This window comes from Burkholderia sp. FL-7-2-10-S1-D7, from assembly GCF_001524185.1.
Lineage (GTDB): Bacteria > Pseudomonadota > Gammaproteobacteria > Burkholderiales > Burkholderiaceae > Burkholderia > Burkholderia diffusa.
On record NZ_LOWY01000015.1, the window covers coordinates 145,193 to 162,981 of the forward strand.

General features: G+C 68.2%; 13 protein-coding genes. 8 read left to right on the forward strand and 5 right to left on the reverse strand.

The features are described from left to right. Positions 1–19 precede the first annotated feature (19 nt). The 4 genes from WS75_RS07340 to WS75_RS07355 all read right to left on the reverse strand — a co-directional run bounded on the left by WS75_RS07340 (position 20) and on the right by WS75_RS07355 (position 5,733). Positions 20–973, reverse strand: a complete 954-nt coding sequence (locus WS75_RS07340) for an ABC transporter permease (RefSeq protein WP_059679880.1) — start codon at positions 971–973, stop codon at positions 20–22. A 79-nt stretch (positions 974–1,052) separates the two neighbouring features. Then, positions 1,053–2,636 carry an ABC transporter substrate-binding protein gene (locus WS75_RS07345; RefSeq protein ID WP_059679881.1) on the reverse strand — a complete coding sequence of 528 codons (1,584 nt, stop codon included), beginning with the start codon at positions 2,634–2,636 and terminating at the stop codon, positions 1,053–1,055. 687 nt (positions 2,637–3,323) lie between these two features. Continuing rightward, a complete protein-coding gene (locus WS75_RS07350; protein WP_059679882.1) occupies positions 3,324–4,862 on the reverse strand; it encodes a methyl-accepting chemotaxis protein in 1,539 nt (512 codons plus the stop codon). Positions 4,863–5,064: 202 nt separating this feature from the next. Beyond that, positions 5,065–5,733 (reverse strand): haloacid dehalogenase type II, encoded by a 669-nt coding sequence (locus tag WS75_RS07355; protein WP_059599594.1) that lies wholly within the window; start codon positions 5,731–5,733, stop codon positions 5,065–5,067. Positions 5,734–6,212: 479 nt separating this feature from the next. On the opposite strand from WS75_RS07355, the gene WS75_RS07360 reads away from it, so the two are divergent. The 7 genes from WS75_RS07360 (at position 6,213) to WS75_RS07390 (ending at position 15,662) form a co-directional block, all read left to right on the forward strand. After that, entirely contained in the window at positions 6,213–7,073 is an 861-nt protein-coding gene (locus WS75_RS07360; protein ID WP_059679883.1) for a GNAT family N-acetyltransferase, read from the forward strand. Between the two features lie 12 nt (positions 7,074–7,085). Next, the gene (locus WS75_RS07365) at positions 7,086–8,012 is read left to right on the forward strand and encodes a 2-hydroxyacid dehydrogenase (RefSeq protein WP_059679884.1); all 927 of its coding nucleotides are present in this window, start codon (positions 7,086–7,088) and stop codon (positions 8,010–8,012) included. 160 nt (positions 8,013–8,172) lie between these two features. Next, a complete protein-coding gene (locus tag WS75_RS07370) occupies positions 8,173–9,573 on the forward strand; it encodes an aspartate aminotransferase family protein (protein ID WP_059679885.1) in 1,401 nt (466 codons plus the stop codon). Between the two features lie 85 nt (positions 9,574–9,658). After that, on the forward strand, positions 9,659–10,150 hold the full coding sequence (locus tag WS75_RS07375; protein WP_006749694.1) for an Lrp/AsnC family transcriptional regulator: 492 nt from the start codon (positions 9,659–9,661) through the stop codon (positions 10,148–10,150). A gap of 108 nt (positions 10,151–10,258) precedes the next feature. Beyond that, entirely contained in the window at positions 10,259–11,731 is a 1,473-nt protein-coding gene (locus WS75_RS07380) for an NAD-dependent succinate-semialdehyde dehydrogenase (RefSeq protein WP_059679886.1), read from the forward strand. Between the two features lie 203 nt (positions 11,732–11,934). Further along, positions 11,935–13,455 (forward strand): sensor domain-containing diguanylate cyclase, encoded by a 1,521-nt coding sequence (locus WS75_RS07385; RefSeq protein WP_059679887.1) that lies wholly within the window; start codon positions 11,935–11,937, stop codon positions 13,453–13,455. Positions 13,456–13,703: 248 nt separating this feature from the next. Continuing rightward, positions 13,704–15,662 carry an acid phosphatase gene (locus WS75_RS07390; protein ID WP_059679888.1) on the forward strand — a complete coding sequence of 653 codons (1,959 nt, stop codon included), beginning with the start codon at positions 13,704–13,706 and terminating at the stop codon, positions 15,660–15,662. Between the two features lie 238 nt (positions 15,663–15,900). Here WS75_RS07390 and WS75_RS07395 read toward each other — a convergent pair whose 3' ends face one another. Next, entirely contained in the window at positions 15,901–16,776 is an 876-nt protein-coding gene (locus WS75_RS07395) for an aldo/keto reductase family oxidoreductase (RefSeq protein WP_059679889.1), read from the reverse strand. A 99-nt stretch (positions 16,777–16,875) separates the two neighbouring features. Here WS75_RS07395 and WS75_RS07400 point away from each other — a divergent pair, with 99 nt between their 5' ends. After that, the gene (locus WS75_RS07400) at positions 16,876–17,778 is read left to right on the forward strand and encodes a LysR family transcriptional regulator (protein ID WP_059679890.1); all 903 of its coding nucleotides are present in this window, start codon (positions 16,876–16,878) and stop codon (positions 17,776–17,778) included. Positions 17,779–17,789: the final 11 nt, after the last annotated feature.

Here is a 17,789-nt window from a genome sequence, read left to right on the forward strand (position 1 = left end):
CGGAAGGAGGACGGGACGCTCAGGTCCGCAGTCTCGGGTTCGACACGATCGAGCACAGGTCGGCGAACAGCACGAGCGTCAGATAGGCGACGCAAAAGATCAGCGTGCACGCCTGGACCAGCGGGAAATCGCGGTTGCCGACGGCATCGACCATCAGGCTCGCGAGCCCCGGATAGTTGAAGATCGTCTCGACGACGATCACGCCGCCGAGCAGATACGACAGGCTCAACGCGACCGCATTGGCGATCGGCCCGATCGCGTTCGGCAGCGCATGGCGCAGCACGACGCGCGCGGGGCTCGCGCCCTTGAGCACGGCCATCTCGACGTACGACGCGCTCAGCTGCTCGATCACCGCGGCACGCGTCATCCGTGCCATCTGCGCGATCACGACCGCGCACAGCGTCAGCACCGGCATCGCATACGCGCGCAGGAAGTCGTGCAGGCTTTCGATCGGGCCGCTGTACGACAGCGCGGACAACCAGTGCAGCTTCACGGCCAGCACGAGCACGGCGACCGTCGCGATCAGGAATTCCGGCGTGGCGACGAGCGACAGCGTGCCGAGGCTGATCGCGCGATCGACTATCGACTCGCGCTTGACCGCCGCGAGGATCCCGAGCAGCAGCGCGATCGGCACCGACACGGCGGTCGTGATCGCCGCGAGCGCGAGCGACTTCGGCAGGCGCGTGCCGATCATCTCCGACACCGGCATGTCGCCCGATAGCGAGCGGCCGAAATCGCCGTGCAGCAGCCCCGCGAGCCAGTGCAGGTAGCGCACGTGGGCCGGCATGTCGAGGCCGAACTGCTGACGCAGCGCGGCGACCGTCTCCGGCGTCGCGGACTGGCCGAGCGCGGCTTGCGCGGCGTCGCCCGGCAGCAGGTTCGTGATCGTGAAGATGATCGCGGACACGATCAGCAGCGTCAGCGCGGTAACCGCGATGCGCCGGCCGATCAGCCCGAGCAGGATTCGATTCATGAAGCGGCACTCCGGAAAAATTCGCGCGCGACCGGGGCGAGGGCCCGCACTGGTCGCGCGGCGGCGGCACGCGTCGGGCTCAGGCGTTCCACCATACGTGCTCGGCGAACATGAAGCCCATCATCCCGCCGGTCGGAATCGAGCCGAGACCGGCGAGCCGCTTGTCGTAGCCGTCGAGGAAGCTGATGAAGGCCGGAATGCCGACCCGGCACTGCTGCGCGACGAGCACCTGCATCTCGCCGTACATCTGCTTGCGCTTCGCGTCGTCGGTTTCCGATCGCGCGGCGAGCAGCAACTGGTCGAACTTCGCGTTCTTCCAGCCCGACTCGTTCCACGGCGCGTCCGACTTGAAGAACTGCGTGAACAACACGTCGGCGCTCGAGCGCGGGTTGATGTTGCCGAAGCCGAGCGGATGCTTCATCCAGTGGTTCGACCAGTAGCCGTCGGGCGACACGCGGTTCACCTGCAGGTTCAGCCCGATCTTCTGGCCGGCCTGCTGCAGCAGCACGGCCATTTCGATCGACCCGTTCGCGTCGGACGTCGCATAGATCGGCGGCAGCGTGGTGCCCAGCGCGCCCGCCTTCTGGAACAGGAACTTCGCCTTGTCCGGATCGTGCGGCCGCTGCGGCAGCGATGCGTTGAAGTAGCGATGCCCCGGCGGGATCGGCTGGTCGTTGCCGATCACCGCGTAGCCGCGAAACACCGCCGAGCGGATCTGCTCGCGATCGAACAGGTACTTCATCCCTTCGACGAAATCCGGGTTCGCGGTGATCGGGTTGTCGCTACGCATGATCAGGTCGGTATAGAGCCCCGACTTGGTTTCCTGCAGCGCATAGCCCGGCGTCGACGCGACCCGCTGCGTCGAGCGCGGATCGATCGCGTTGATCAAGTGCACGTCGCCCGACAGCAGCGCGTTCAGGCGCGCGGCGCTGTCGCTGATGCCGATCAGCTCGATCTCGTCGAGATACGGCATCCCGGGCTTGAAATAGCTGTCGTTGCGCACGCCGACGGTCGACACGCCCGGCTTGAACGACTTCAGCTTGTACGGGCCGCAGCCGATACCGGTGCTGAAGTCGGTCGTGCCGTCCTTGACGATCACGAGCTGCGGCGTCGCGAGGATCACCGGCAGATCGGCGTTCGCGCTGACGAGCGTGAGCGTGACCTCGTCCGGGCCGCTCGCCTTCACATCGGCGAACTGATCGGCGAGCGGCTTGACCTTGGAGGCGGTGGCCGCGTTCTTGTGGCGCATCAGCGAGAACACCACGTCGGCCGGCCCGACCGGTTTCCCGTCGTGGAACGTGACGCCCTTGCGCAGCTTGATGATCCACGTTTTCGCGTCGGTCGTCTGCAACGACTGGGCGAGATTCATCTGCGGCGTCAGGCTCGCATCGAGCTGCGTGAGGCCGCTGTAGAACATGAAGAATCGAATGTAGTCGGCGCCCGTCGAGCCCTTGGCCGGGTCGAGCGTATCGGCCGTCGAACTCGATTCGTTCGCGACCCGGATCTTGCCGCCGCGCTTCGGCGCGGGCGCGGCGAACGCGGATTGCATGCCGGTCAGCAGGCCGCCGCCACCGACGGCCATCATGCCGCTCGCCGCCATGACCCGCATCATGTCGCGGCGCGTGATGCCGCCCTTGCCGCCGTTGTCGATATCGTCGCTCATCCGAACTGCTCCTGACTGTGGAAAGTGGGGTCCTGGGATCCAGCGTGGTTCGAGAAAACCCGCCGCGCCTGCCTGCTGGTGGCGAACACGACGTCGTACGCATTGAGTTCATTTAAGCATCGACAAAATGCGGGTTGTCGCGATTCGGGGCGGCTGCACGACACGATTCGACCGTTTTGGGCCACCTGCGCAGCATGATTTGCTGCGTGACCACGCGTGCCGCCATTTGCTCGATGCCGCGTCGCGACGCTGCGCAGCACGTGCGCGACGATGGAAATCGTAAAGTGATGCACGCGGCAGATTGCGCCGACAAAATTGGCCGTTCGGCATCCGAAGCGCGTTCGGCTCACGCAAACAGCATGTTTGCGTGGAATGCGCACTCGCGGCCCGTAGTGCCCGAAACGACCGCAACGCCGCGCGCACGTGCGACCGCGGGTGCCGGCCGTGAGGACGCCTTGAGCCCGAAAGATCGGGAGATTGCGGCAACGTCGAAGCGGCTTTGCCGGATAACGGGAAGACGGCCGGATCGCCCGATGCCGGGGACGAATCCGTGACGGACCACCAGGGCGTGATTTCCTGCCGCGATGCGGTCGATGCCGGCGTATCGGCGCGCACGCCGGACACCTGCCGGCGTGGCGTGAGGGAGACGCGATGATGTCGTTGCCGGCAGACACCGGCACGCGGTCGTCAGGCAGCCAGCCTGAACACCGAGACGGCGGCCCGCAACCGTGCCGCCTGCTCGTCCAGCGAGGACGCGGCAGCGGCAGCCTGCTCCACCAGCGCGGCATTCTGCTGGGTCACTTCGTCCATTTGCGCGACCGCCAGGCCGACCTGCTCGATGCCGGTGCTTTGCTCGGCGGATGCCGCTGAAATTTCGCCCATGATGTCGGCCACCCGGTCGATCGACCGCACGATCTCCGTCATGCGCGCGCCCGCTGTCTCGACGAGCCGGCTGCCGCTGCCGACCCGCTCGACCGACGCCTCGATCAATCCCTTGATGTCCTTCGCGGCCGCCGCGCTGCGTTGCGCGAGCGAGCGGACCTCCGAGGCCACGACCGCGAACCCGCGCCCTTCCTCGCCGGCCCGCGCGGCCTCGACCGCGGCGTTGAGCGCGAGAATGTTCGTCTGGAACGCGATGCTTTCGATCACGACGGTAATGTCGGCGATCCGCACCGATCCTTCCGAAATCTGCCGCATCGTTTCGACGACCTCCTGCACGGCGGCACCGCCGAGTTCGGTCGCCTCCTTCGCGTGGGTCACGAGCGCATTCGCCTGACGCGCATTGTCGGCATTCTGTTTGACCGTCGACGTGATCTGCTCCATGCTGGCGGCCGTTTGCTGCAACGACGCCGCCTGTTCCTCCGTGCGCTGCGACAAGTCCAGATTGCCTTGCGCGATCTCGCCGGTGCCGACGGCAATCGAGTGGGTCGTGGTCTGGATTTCGGCGATGGTCTCGGTCAGTCGGGCCTTCATGTCGGCGAGCGCGACGAGCAGGCTGCCCGGCGCGGCGTTCGCCGTATCGAACTGCACGTCCAGTTCGCCGGCGGCGATGCGGGCCGCGATCTCGGTTGCATGCGCCGGCTCGCCGCCCAGCGTACGCCTGACGCTGCGCAACACCCCCCACGCGATCGCCGCGAGCGCCGCCGCGATGACGAGCGTGATGGCGCCCAGCACCTGCGCGAGCCGCGTAAACGCGGCATTGATGTCGTCGTAGAAGAATCCCGTGCCGATCCACCAGTCCCACTCCGGAACGGCGACCACGCCCTGGAGTTTCGGCTCCACGTCCGCGTCCGGGCTGCGCTTGATCAGCACGTCGACGAGCGCGAAATGCGCCTGGGCCATTCCGGCGCGGTACGCCTCGCTGTCGGTCATGCCGCTGGTCGTGCGGTTGCCCTTGGCGCGGGTGCCGATGAACTTCGCGTTCGGATGCACGAGATTGACGCCGTCGGACGTCGTCACCCAGTAGTAGCTTTTCGAATTCGCATTGAGCGCGGACAACGCGGCCTTGGCCTGCTGCTGGGCCTGATCTCGCGTGAGCGTGCCGTTCGCCTGCATCGCGCGATACGCGTCGACCAGATGCTCGGCTTTGGTCAGAAGAATGACGATCTCGTCACGGCGGCTGTCGATCAGCGCGTCGCGCAGCGTGTACAGCGACATCGCGGCAAGCAATGCGACGCCGAGCAGCGCCGCGGCGACGAGCATCAGCAGTTTCGTGGACAACTTCATGCGGAGGGCCTCGATATATTAACCGTTCGGTACATATATCGGCCCGGGCGGCCCTGCCTTGAATAGCTCCGTATCGGTAATTACCCTCGATTCGTGCGGTGATCGCACGCGCAAGGCGGAGCGGCCGTCGCGCCCCCCGGTCGAACGCGACGGGCACGGCCGCGCGCGCAGGGCACGCGGCCCCACGCAGGCGCGGCGTCGCTTACAGCCCGAGCTGTGTCGCGAGATGGCCGATGTCCGACACCTCGTAGTAGTTGTAGAACGGCGTGCCCGGCTCGTGGCCGCGGTTCACGAATGCCTTGTGCTTGATGCCGAGGTCCTCGGCCGTCATCAGGTCGTAGCGCAGGCTCGACGACACGTGCAGCACGTCCTCCGGCTTGCAGCCGAGCTTGCCGAACATGTATTCGAAGCCCTGCATCCGCGGCTTGTACGACTGCGCCTGCTGCGCGGTGAACACCGCATGGAACGGCGCGCCGAGCTTGTCGACGTTGCTCATGATCTGGTCGTCCGACGCGTTGGACAGGATCACCAGCTTGTACTTCGTGGCCAGCCGCGAAAGCCCGGCCGGCACGTCCGGATGCGGACCCCACGTCGGCACCGCATGATAGAAACGCTCGGCCTCGGCTTCGTCGAACTGCACGCCGATGCGCGCGCAGGTGCGCCGGATCGCATTGACGACGACGTCGCGGTACGGCTTCCACGCCCCGAGCACCTCGTCGAGCCGATAGGCGGCGAACGCGCGCACGAATTCCTCCATCGCGACCGGCGACAGCCGGTCCGCGTAGACCTCGCGCGCCATTTCCGCCATCCGGAAGCGGGTCAGCGTGCCGTAGCAGTCGAACGTGATGAACTTCGGTTCAAATTGGATCATGGTGACGTCCTGTCGGTGTGAAGCCCCGGCAGGGCCGGGGACGGGCTGGGTTGTACGAAATTGAATCAGGGCAAAAAGTCCTTCGCGCATCGTTCGGCGCCGGTCAAAACGCAGAATCACCGCGTGTTGGGCGCGCTGTACGGCACGATCTGCGGTGCGATTCCGTGCGGTGCGCTCCGGCCGGCCGACGGGTCTCGCCAAACCGCGACGCGCGTGCCCGGCGCCGCCGCCACGCGGTTCGGCGCGGCAGCGAGCGGCGCGGCACCCTGCTTCCATCGTACTGGCGTTCATGCAGCAGAAGCTGCCGGGATGACGGGCCGAGGCGGCACGATCCGCGCGTTCGTGCACGCCGATCGAGCGGGTTTGCGTCGATCTCTCTCGCGCGCACGTCGCCGCCAGAAAACAGGCGAATCGTCCTATCCGCGCCGTGGGGGCGCTGGCACAGTCGACATGTCATTCTTACCCATCCGGAGTCCGGCGTGGCCGACCTCAATTCTTCCAGCACGCTTACCTATCGCCCATTCGCCGAGACCGACCTGCCTGCCGCGCTCCGGCTGTCGGAAGCGGTCAAGTGGCCGCACCGCCTCGACGACTGGCGCTTCGCATTCCAGCTCGGCAGCGGCTTCGTCGCCGAAGACGAATCCGGCATCGTCGGCACCGCGCTCGGCTGGCGCTTCGGCGAGTCGCACGCATCGCTCGGCATGGTGATCGTGTCGCCTGAGCGCCAAGGTCGCGGCATCGGCCGCGAACTGTTTGCGCGCGTCGTCGACAGCCTCGGCGCGCGCACGATCCTCCTGCACGCGACACCGTCCGGCGAACCGCTCTACGTGAAGTTCGGCTTCGCGGCGATCGGCACGATCGACCAGCACCAGGGTGCCGCGTTCCAGCCGCCGCTGATCTCGCTGCCGCCGGGCGAGCGGCTGCGCCCGCTCGGCACCAACGACGGTCCGCGCCTCGCCGCGCTCGCATCGCGCGCGGCCGGCTACCCGCGCGATGCGGTGATCGATGCGCTGCTCGGCGTCGCCAACGGGATCGCACTCGACCGCGACGGCGAACTGCTCGGCTTCGCGCTCTTTCGCCGTTTCGGCCGCGGCCACGTGATCGGCCCGGTGATCGCACCGGACGCGCTGCGCGCGCAGGCGCTGATCAGCCACTGGCTCGCGCTGCACGAAGGCATGTTCGTGCGCGTCGACGTGCCGGGCGACAGCGGGCTGTCGGACTGGCTGCAGGGGCTCGGCCTGCCGCGCGTCGACACCGTCGTCGCGATGGCGCGCGGCGCGGCGCCTGTCCGCGATCCGGCACTGCGCGCGTTCGCGATCGTCAACCAGGCGCTCGGCTGAACCGCACGCACGATGAGCTTTCTCTACAAGGCCGACCCGGTGCGCGGCGCGCAATGGGCGCAGCGCTTCGCGCAACAGGCGCCCGACCTCGCGTTCCGGATCTGGCCGGACATCGGCGATCCCGAAGCCGTGCGCTATCTCGCCGCGTGGCAGCCGCCCGACGATCCGTTAGCGCTGCTGCCGAATCTGGAGATCGTGTTTTCGGTCGGCGCCGGCATCGATCAGTTCGACCTGTCGCGCGTGCCCGCGCACATCCCGGTCGTGCGGATGATCGAGCCGGGCATCGTCGAAGGGATGGTCGAATACGTGACGCAGGCCGTGCTGACGATCCATCGCGACCTGCTCGACTATGCGGCGCAGCAGCGCGAGCACGTGTGGCGCGAGAAGCCGGTGCGCGCCGCCGCGTCGCGACGCGTCGGCGTGCTCGGGCTCGGCACGCTCGGGCAGGCCGTGCTCGACACGCTGCGGCGCTTCGGCTTCCCGTGCGCCGGCTGGAGCCGCACGCCGCGCACGCTCGACGGCATCGACTGCTACGCGGGCGACGCGGCGCTCGACGCGTTCCTGGCCCGCACCGACATCCTGATCTGCCTGCTGCCGCTCACCGACGACACGCGCGGCCTGCTCGGCGCGCGCGTGTTCGACGCGCTGCCGGCCGGCGCATCGCTCGTGCAGGTCGGGCGCGGCCCGCAGCTCGATGCGGCCGCGCTGCTCGCCGCGCTCGGCAGCGGCCGCCTCGACAGCGCGATCCTCGACGTGACGGACCCGGAGCCTTTGCCGGCCGGCCACCCGTTCTGGACGCATCCGCGCATTCGCATCACGCCGCACATCGCCAGCGCGACCCGGCCCGACACCGCGGCCGACGCCGTGCTCGCGAACCTCGCGCGCCATCGCGCGGGGCAGCCGATGATCGGCGTCGTCGATCGCGCACGCGGCTACTGACGCGCGCGCCCGGCCCCGCGGGGCGCGCAGCAGAAAATGCCGAAGCGCCCCGTGCAAACACCGCTTTCCTACGTTTCAGGCCGCAAATTGAAGACGCGCGCGGATTTCTCGCCCGGTAGCATGACCTCACGCTGACACCCGACGAGAGTCCCGCACTGCCATGAACCAAGCCGCGCTGATCGAAGCCGATCGTCAACACCTGATCCACCCTGTCGTCAACTATCGTGCGCACGAGGCGCGCGGCGTCACCGTGCTCGAATCCGCCGAAGGCGTGTTCCTGCGCGACGCCGACGGTCACACGTTGCTCGATGCGTTCTCGGGCCTGTGGTGCGTGAACGTCGGCTACGGCCGCGACAGCATCGTGAAGGCCGCCGCCGAACAAATGGCGAAGCTGCCCTACGCGACGGGCTATTTCCATTTCGGCTCACAACCCGCGATCGAGCTGGCCGAACGCCTCGCGGCGCTCGCGCCGCCGTCGCTGAATCGCGTGTACTTCACGCTCGGCGGCTCGGATGCGATCGACTCCGCGGTGCGTTTCATCACGCACTATTTCAACGCAACCGGCCGCCCGTCGAAAAAGCACATGATCGCGCTCGAGCGCGGCTATCACGGCTCGTCGTCGATCGGCGCCGGCCTCACCGCGCTGCCCGCGTTCCACCGTCACTTCGACCTGCCGCGCGCGGACCAGCACCACATCCCGTCGCCCTACCCGTATCGCCACCCGCTCGGCAACGATTCGCAGGCGCTGATCGCCGCGTCGGTCGCCGCGCTCGAAGCGAAAGTCGCCGAACTCGGCGCGGACAACGTCGCGGCCTTCTTCTGCGAGCCCGTGCAGGGTTCCGGCGGCGTGATCGTGCCCCCGGCCGGCTGGCTGAAGGCGATGCGCGACGCGTGCCGGCGCCTCGGCATCCTGTTCGTCGCCGACGAGGTGATCACCGGCTTCGGCCGCACGGGCCCGTTGTTCGCGTGCGAGACCGAGCAGGTCGACCCGGACCTGATGACCGTCGCGAAGGGGCTGACCGCCGGCTATGCGCCGATGGGTGCCGTGCTGATGTCCGATGAAATCTACGAAGGAATCGCGGGCAGCCGCGCCGATTCGCCCGTGGTCGGCCACGGCCATACGTATTCCGCGCATCCGGTCAGCGCGGCGATCGGCCTCGAGGTGCTGAAGCTCTATCACGAAGGCAGGCTGCTCGCGAACGGCCAGGCGATGGCGCCGCGTTTCGCCGCGGGGCTCGATGCGCTGCGCGCGCACCCGCTCGTCGGCGACGCCCGTTCGGTCGGGCTGCTCGGCGCGCTCGAACTGGTCGCCGACAAGGCACGCAAGACGCGCTTCGACCCTGCGCTGAACGTGCCCGACAGGATCGCCGCCGCCGCGTACGCCAACGGCGTGGTGTTCCGCGCATTCGGCGACGGCGTGCTCGGTTTCGCGCCGGCGCTGAGCTTCAGCGCGGGCGAGTTCGACCTGATGTTCGAACGCGTGCGCAAGACGCTCGACGACGTGCTGGCCGACGCGGGCGTGCAGCGCGCGCTCGACGCCGCGCACGCGCAGCCGGCCTGACCGGCCAAGGGAAAGCCGGGCTTGTGGCGGCCATCGTTCGACTCTAAAGTAACCGGACATTCCATTTTTTCCCTCTCACGTGAACATGACGGACAGCAAGCTGGATCGCATCGACCTGCGCATCCTCTCCCAGTTGCAAAAGCGCGGCCGCATGACCAACGTCGAACTGGCCGATGCGGTCGGGCTGTCGCCCAGTCCTTGCCTGATCCGCGTGAAGCGGCTCGAGAAGGCCGGCTACATCGGCGGCTACGGCGCGCATATCCAGCTCGAGAAACTCGGCGACGTGCAGGTCGTGTTTACCGAAGTCACGCTGGCCGACCACCGGCGCGAGGACTTCGACCGTTTCGTCGCGGCGATTCGCAACGTCGACGAGATCGTCGAGTGCCACCTCGCGAGCGGCGGCTACGACTATCTGCTGAAGTTCATCACGCGCAGCGTGAGCCATTACCAGACGATCGTCGAAGGGCTGCTCGAGCAGAACATCGGCATCGAGAAGTATTTCAGTTACGTGATCATCAAGTCGCCGTTCGTCAAACGGCACTATCCGCTCGAATCGCTGTTCGGCGAACGTCACTGACGGACAGCGCGCGGCATCCACGAACGCGGCGGCCCGCCGTCCGCGCGGGGTAGTCGCGCGCCCGCGCCGCTGCCGTCGTCACCGAATCGCCCTATCCAAGGAGCTGTCATGCCGCTTACGCTGTCCCGAACCGAACTCGTTCGCACCGCCAACCTGATCGACGGCACCTGGCGCGATGCGCTCGACGGCCGCCGCTTCGACGTCACCGATCCGGCGACGCTCGAGATCGTTGCCCACGCACCCGACAGCGGCGCCGCCGACGCGCGCGCCGCGACCGACGCGGCAGCGCGCGCGCTGCCCGGATGGCGCGCCACGCCCGCTCGCGAACGGGCCGCCATCCTGCGCGCCTGGCATGCCGCGATCGTCGCGCACACCGACGATCTCGCGGCGCTGATGTCGCGCGAACAAGGCAAGCCGCTCGCCGAAGCGCGCGGCGAAGTCGCGTACGGCGCGTCGTACGTGCTGTGGTTCGCCGAGGAAGCGACGCGCACCTACGGCGACCTGATTCCGCAGCAGCAGCGCGGCAAGCGGCTGAGTGCGGTCAAGGAGCCGATCGGCATCGTCGCCGCGGTCACGCCGTGGAATTTCCCGCTCGCGATGATCGCGCGCAAGATCGCACCCGCGCTCGCGGCCGGCTGCACGGTCGTCGCGAAACCGGCGGAGGACACGCCGCTCACGGCGCTCGCGCTGGCCTTCCTCGCACAGGAAGCCGGCGTGCCGCCCGGCGTGCTGAACCTGATCGCGGCATCGCGTGAACGCGGCATCGACGCGGTGGCCGACTGGCTCGCCGACGCTCGCGTGCGCAAGATCACGTTCACCGGATCGACGCCCGTCGGCAAGCTGCTCGCGCGCGAATCGGCCGCGACGCTGAAGAAGCTGTCGCTGGAGCTCGGCGGCAATGCACCGTTCATCGTGTTCGACGATGCCGAGCTCGACGCGGCGGTCGACGGGCTGATGGCCGCCAAATTCCGCAACGGCGGCCAGACCTGCGTGTCGCCGAATCGCGTGTACGTGCAGGCCGGCGTCTACGACGCCTTCGCCGCGAAACTCGCCGCGCGCGTCGCCGCGCTGAAGGTCGCGCCGGCGACCGACCCGGCCGCGCAGATCGGCCCGATGATCAACGCGCGCGCGATCGACAAGATCGCGCGCCACGTCGGCGACGCGATCGAGCGCGGCGCACGCGTGCTCACGGGCGGCAAGCGCCTGCCCGAACTCGGGCCGAACTATTACGCGCCGACGGTGCTCGCCGACGCCACCGCCGACATGCAGCTGACCTGCGAGGAGACCTTCGGCCCCGTCGCCGCGCTGTTCCGGTTCGCTACCGAGGACGAAGCCGTCGACGCCGCGAACGACACGCCGTTCGGGCTCGCCGCGTATTTCTACACGCAGGACGTGCGCCGCATCGCACGCGTGTCGGCGCGGCTCGAAACCGGCATCGTCGGCATCAACGAGGGCGCGCTTGCGAGCGAAGCCGCGCCGTTCGGCGGCGTGAAGGAATCGGGCTACGGCCGTGAAGGCTCGCGCTATGGCCTCGACGATTACCTGTCGATCAAGTATCTGTGCCAGGGCGGGCTCGACTAATCCGGCTCCGCCGCCCGCATCCGCGGCCGTTGCGTTCCGTTGCGCGGCGCGCCGCGACCGGCGCGCCCCGGCCGCACACGTTTGCGGCAACCATGCAGTCATCGCTTCGCATGCCGGCCTCGATTTCCGGGTAACGATGCCGTTAACCCGGATTTGACCCGCGCCGCTGCGGTCGCAGCCGGCTCCCCGCACGAGCACGAGCAATGCCTGCATCCACTTCGATCGAGAAAGTTGCCGACTGGGCCGGCCGCCACCACCTGATCGTCGGTGTGCTGGGCACGCTGATGTCGCTCGCGGCGTTCGGCATCAGCGCAGCGACGCTGTGGGCCGCGCGCAGCGAAGTCGTCGAGCATGCGCACGAAACGTCGCGCAATGTCGCGGCCGTCCTGGTCAGCGAGATCGCGCGCACCGTCGAAACGTCCAACAATGCGCTCGTCGCGCTGGCCGTCAATCTCGGCAATCCCGCCGTCGCACGCATGGAGGCCGGGCTGCGTCACGACGTGCTGTTCGAGCGCACGGCCGCGCAATACGTGACCGGCATGGGCGTGACGGACCGCTACGGCCATTTGATCGACGGCTGTTGCAGCCCGACCCACAACTGGGACTTCAGCGATCGCGACTACTTCAAGGTCCATCGCGATGCGGACAACGTCGGCCTCTACGTGTCCCAGGCGTATCGCGCGCGTTCGCGCGGCAACACGGAATCGATCGCGCTGTCGCGGCGCATCGAGCGGGCGGATCACACGTTCGACGGGATCGCGGTGGTCGCCATCGATCTCGCCTACTTCGATCGGCTCCTGTCACGCCTGAACGTCGGGCCGCACGGCGTCAGCGCGATCCTGCGCGCGGACGGCACGATCCTCGCGCGCAACCCGCCGTTGAGCGATCACCAGATGGTCCGCCTGCGCCACTCGAAGTCGTTCGACCGGATGGTGAACCGCGAATCGGGTTTCTATGTGGCGCGCTCGAGCATCGACGGCACCGTGCGGCTCTATACGTTCCAGCGTGTGCCCGGAACGCCGCTGATCGCCGTGGTCGCGCCGGCGGAGCGCGACGTGCTGGCCGGCACCACGCACCTGACGTGGACGGTCGGTGTGTCTGCGTCCTTCATCGCTGCGCTGTTCTGCGCGGTGGTGTGGCTGCTCGCGTTCGCGCTGCGAGACAACCTGCGCAAGCAGACGCTGCTCACCGACCTGACGCGCACCGACCCGCTCACGGGCCTGCACAACCGTCGCGCGCTCGACGCCGCGCTCGCCGACGAATGGGAACGGCTGCAGCGCGGCAGTGACGACAACCTGTCGGTGCTGTTCATCGACGCCGATCACTTCAAGCAGTACAACGACCGGTACGGCCATGCGCAAGGCGACATCGCGCTGCGCTTTCTCGCCGAATGCATCCGTGCGCATACGCGGCGGCGCGGCGATCTCGCCGCGCGCTACGGCGGCGAGGAATTCGTCGCCGTGCTGCCCAATACGGACCAAGGCGGCGCCGTGCAGGTAGCCGAAGCGATTCGCCGCGCCGTGGAGCGCAACCGGCTCGACGGGTTCGACGCGACGATTCCGCCTTTCACGATCAGCATCGGCTGCGCGACCGGGCACAGCGCGCACCCGAGGTCCGTTCAAGCGTTGTCGCAGCAGGCGGACCTCGCCCTCTATGCGGCGAAGCGCCAGGGCAGAAACCGCGTGTGCCACGCCGACGCGGAGTCGTTGGCTCAACCGGCTTGATCGAGCCGGTTCCGATCTCATTCAAGCACCCCTTCAAGCACCCGCGCGCGCACCGCCGGCCCGTATCCGCACGCTGCAGAACATCGGCCGACGGCTCGATCGATCCGGCCGCAAACGTTCAGCATCACGAATTCACCACATAGTGAACATTTTGGTGCATCGTCCGCGACCCGAAACAAATTCTTAACGGCTGCGTCATGATCGCCCACGACAATCCGCCATCTTCAACACACAGGATGGAGTCTTGCATGTTTGCGTCACGAAGCCGTTTCCCGCTGCACGTCGCAGCGCTGTCGAGTGCGATCCTTCTCGCCGCATGCGGCGGCGGCGACGATGTCGCGTCGACCACCACGACCAGCGCGGCCATGCCGGCACCGCCGGCCGACCCCGGTTTCGTCGACAGCGCACCCGTGCCGAGCGTGCCGGCCTTCGTCGATAACATCGCGACCAACCAGCGCGGCGACGCGCGCTATGCAACGCTGTCGACCAACGCCGCCGTGCGCGTGGTGAGCCGCTTCCTCGACCTGTGGCAGCCGGCGACGATGCTGGTCGATGCCGGCGTGACCGCGCCCGCCAACGGCGCGTTTCCGGCGATCTCGCCGTCGACCTGCTCGGGCCTGCCCAGCAGCGGCACGCCTTGCGGCACGATCCTGAACGACACGGTGCTCAACGCCAATGTCCAGTACGTGATCAACGCAACGACCGCCCGCACGCAGCAACAGGCCGACGCTGCCTACTTCGACGACCGGCGCGGCAAGGGCTACAGCGTGACCGACGGCATGGGGCCGCTCACCGACGCATGGCGCACCGCGGCCCAGCAGACGACCAGCATCACCAGCGTCCCCGCCGACGCGACGACGGTGCTGTACAACGATTCCGGCAACAACGTTGGTGTCGGCAGCAGCACGAACACGAACTTCGGCAAGGTCGTCGACCTGCTCAACGAGATGGGCAACAACGCGTCGACCGAGCCGTCGAAGCGCTTCTACAAGTATGCGCGGCCGTACCGCTGGAGCGCGAGCGTGGTCGTCGCGCCGACGCTCGTTCCCGCCGAAAGCACGACGCCCGCCACCGACGGCGGCTTCATCAGCGGCCACACGGCCGAAGCGGTGCGCGACGCGACGACGATGGCGTGGCTCGTGCCGGAGCGCTTCCAGGAGATGGTCAGCCGCGGCCTCGAACTCGGCGAGAACCGGATCCTCGCCGGCATGCACTCGCCGCTCGACGTGATCGGCGGCCGCATGCTTGCACTCGCGATCAGCGCGGCGAACCTGACCGCGTATGCGAGCGACGCGCAAGCCGCGTATGTGCAGGCCCATCAGACGCTGCAGCAGCTCACGGGGACGACAGATACGACGTTCGCCGCCTTCGCGCACTCGGGCACGACGGCAACCGACCGATTCGCCGATTACACCGCGAACAAGGCCGCGTTCCTGCGCCGCATGACGTTCGGCTTCGGCACGATCGAGTCGACCGACGCGCCGCCCGTGGTGCCGAAGGGCGCGGAAATTCTGCTGCAGACGCGCTTCCCGTATCTGAGCGCGGATCAGCGGCGCGTCGTGCTGAAGACCACCGAAGTGCAGTCCGGCTATCCGGTGATGGACGACGCGGAAGGCTGGGGCCGCTTGAACCTGTTCGCCGCGGCCGACGGTTACGGCGCGTTCAGCGGCAACGTCATCGTGTCGATGGATGCATCGCAGGGCGGGCTCAATGCGGCCGACCAGTGGCGCAACGACATCGCCGGCGCAGGCAAGCTGACGCTGCAAGGCACCGGCACGCTGACGCTAGCGGGCAACAACAGCTACACGGGCGGCACGCAGGTCAGTGGCGGCACGCTCGCCGCGGCATCCGCGACGGCGTTCGGCAACGGCGACGTGTACGTCGGTTCGGGCGGCAGCGTCCGGATTGCCGCCAGCGCGCCGGTGACCGTCGCCACCCGCTATACGCAGCTCGACAACACGACGCTCGAACTCGATATCGACGGCAACGGCGGCGGACGCCTGCGCGTCGGCGGCCCGCTCACCGTCGCGGGCGGCACGCTGCACGTGAAGTTCGTGAACGGCTATGTGCCGAAGGCCGGCGACACCATCGCGCTGATCGACGGCGCGGCGGCTTCCGCGAAGTTCTCGACCGTGACGGTCGACGGGTTCAAGGCGACGCCGGTTTATACGGCAACGGGTGTGTCGGTCAGGCTGTCGGCATCGTGATCTCGTGCGCCGTGCCGCAGCGCGGCGCGGTTTCCCTCGTTTCCGATATCTCGCGCGGGCGCCATACGGCGCTCGCATCGACGCGGATCGAGACCGCTGCGCCGCCGGATCGCGGCGGCCGGCGCGCGGCTCGTCGAAGCCGAAATCAATCCGCTGTTCGTGCGCGATGCCGGCCTGACGGCGAGCGCGCCGCTGCGGCACACGCGTTGGGTCAGGCGCGCTGAGTCACGCGCCAGCCTCAACCGCGAACGGACGCGACACCGTCGAGTTCGCGCACGGCGTCCTCCGGCAACACCAACCCGCCGGCGGCGAGATTCTCGCGCAGATGCGCGACGGACGACGTCCCCGGAATCAGCAGGATGTTCGGCGCGCGCTGCAGCAGCCACGCGAGCGCGGTCTGGATCGGCGTCGCACCGAGCCGGGCCGCGATCGCGTCGAGCGTGGACGACTGCAACGGATTGAAGCCGCCGAGCGGAAAGTACGGGACGTAGGCGATGCCGTCGCCCGCGAGCGCATCGACGAGATTGTCATCGTCCCGGTGCGCCAGGTTGTAATGGTTCTGCACGCAGACGATGTCGCAGATCCGGCGCCCTTCGGCGATCTGCGCGGCCGTGACGTTGCTCAGCCCGATGTGCCGCACGAGGCCCTGCCGCTGCAGTTCGGCCAGCGCGGACAGCGGCGCCTCGATCGAGCCTTCCGCCGGGCCGTGCGGGTCGAACATGATCCGCAGGTTGACCACGTCGAGCACGTCGAGACCGAGGTTGCGCAGGTTGTCTTGCACGGCTGCGGCGAGCGCGTCGCCGGAAAACGCCGGCAGCCAGGAACCGTCGTCGCCGCGCTTCGCGCCGACCTTGGTCACGATCAGCAGGTCGTCGCGATACGGATGCAACGCTTCGCGAATCAGCTGGTTCGTCACATGCGGCCCGTAAAAGTCGCTCGTGTCGATGTGGTCGACGCCCGATGCGACGGCTTCACGCAAGACGGCGAGCGCCGCGTCGCGATCCTTCGGCGGACCGAACACGCCGGGGCCGGCCAGTTGCATCGCGCCATAGCCGATGCGGTGAACGCGTCGGCCCGCGACGGAATACGTGCCGGACTGAACAATGGGGGACATGATCGTGCTCCTGTATCGAATGCGTGGCCGCAGGTTACGCCGTGTCGCGCTGCGCGATAACGGGTCATAATCTGCACGACCTGTACGAAAAGGCGAACAATGCAAGTCGATCTGGGCGATCTGAACGCGTTCGTGGCGGTGGCACGGGCGAAGGGCTTTCGCGAAGGTGCGCGCATGGTCGGCGCGAGCGCATCCGGTCTCAGCGAAGCGGTGCGCCGGCTGGAGGCGCAACTCGGCGTGCGGCTGCTGCACCGCACGACGCGCAGCGTGTCGCCGACCGAAGCCGGAGAGCGCCTGCTCGCGCGGCTCGCGCCGGCACTGAGCGAGGTGGAGGCGGCGCTCGACGTGGTGAACACGTTCCGCGAGCGGCCGGTCGGCACGCTGAAGCTCAATGTGCCGATGAGCGCGGCGCGTCTCGTGCTGCCGTCCATCGTCCCGCGCTTTCTCGATGCGTATCCGGAGATCCGGCTCGAGGTCGTGGCCGACGAAAGCTTCGTCGATATCCTCGCGGCCGGCTGCGACGCGGGCATCCGTTACGACGAGCGCCTCGAACAGGACATGATCGCCGTGCCCATCGGCCCGCGTACGCAACGCTTCGCCACCGCCGCGGCGCCCGCCTATCTCGCGCGGCACGGCCGTCCGGCGCATCCACGCGATCTGCTCGATCACGCGTGCCTGCGCGGCCGGTTCGCGAGCGGCGCGATGCCGGCGTGGGAGTACGAGCGCGACGGCGAAGTGGTCCGCGTGGAGCCGTCGGGCCCGCTCGTCGTGCAGATCGGCGGCGCCGTCGATCTCGTCGTGGACGCCGCCTGCGCCGGGCTCGGCATCGTGCATCTTTTCGAAGACTGGCTGCGTCCGCACCTCGCGAGCGGCGCGCTCGAGCCCGTGCTCGGCGAATGGTGGCGACCGTTCTCGGGCCCGTATCTGTATTACCCGGGGCGGCGTTTCGTACCGGCTCCGCTGCGCGCGTTCATCGATTTCGTCAAGGCGGATGCGGGGTAGCACGGCGGCCG

Bases quoted from the DNA above. Each gene is read 5' to 3' on its own strand.
- WS75_RS07340 (WP_059679880.1), bottom strand. From the start codon at position 973: ATGAATCGAATCCTGCTCGGGCTGATCGGCCGGCGCATCGCGGTTACC.
- WS75_RS07345 (WP_059679881.1), bottom strand. From the start codon at position 2,636: ATGAGCGACGATATCGACAACGGCGGCAAGGGCGGCATCACGCGCCGC.
- WS75_RS07350 (WP_059679882.1), bottom strand. From the start codon at position 4,862: ATGAAGTTGTCCACGAAACTGCTGATGCTCGTCGCCGCGGCGCTGCTC.
- WS75_RS07355 (WP_059599594.1), bottom strand. From the start codon at position 5,733: ATGATCCAATTTGAACCGAAGTTCATCACGTTCGACTGCTACGGCACG.
- WS75_RS07365 (WP_059679884.1), top strand. From the start codon at position 7,086: ATGAGCTTTCTCTACAAGGCCGACCCGGTGCGCGGCGCGCAATGGGCG.
- WS75_RS07370 (WP_059679885.1), top strand. From the start codon at position 8,173: ATGAACCAAGCCGCGCTGATCGAAGCCGATCGTCAACACCTGATCCAC.
- WS75_RS07375 (WP_006749694.1), top strand. From the start codon at position 9,659: ATGACGGACAGCAAGCTGGATCGCATCGACCTGCGCATCCTCTCCCAG.
- WS75_RS07380 (WP_059679886.1), top strand. From the start codon at position 10,259: ATGCCGCTTACGCTGTCCCGAACCGAACTCGTTCGCACCGCCAACCTG.
- WS75_RS07385 (WP_059679887.1), top strand. From the start codon at position 11,935: ATGCCTGCATCCACTTCGATCGAGAAAGTTGCCGACTGGGCCGGCCGC.
- WS75_RS07390 (WP_059679888.1), top strand. From the start codon at position 13,704: ATGTTTGCGTCACGAAGCCGTTTCCCGCTGCACGTCGCAGCGCTGTCG.
- WS75_RS07395 (WP_059679889.1), bottom strand. From the start codon at position 16,776: ATGTCCCCCATTGTTCAGTCCGGCACGTATTCCGTCGCGGGCCGACGC.
- WS75_RS07400 (WP_059679890.1), top strand. From the start codon at position 16,876: ATGCAAGTCGATCTGGGCGATCTGAACGCGTTCGTGGCGGTGGCACGG.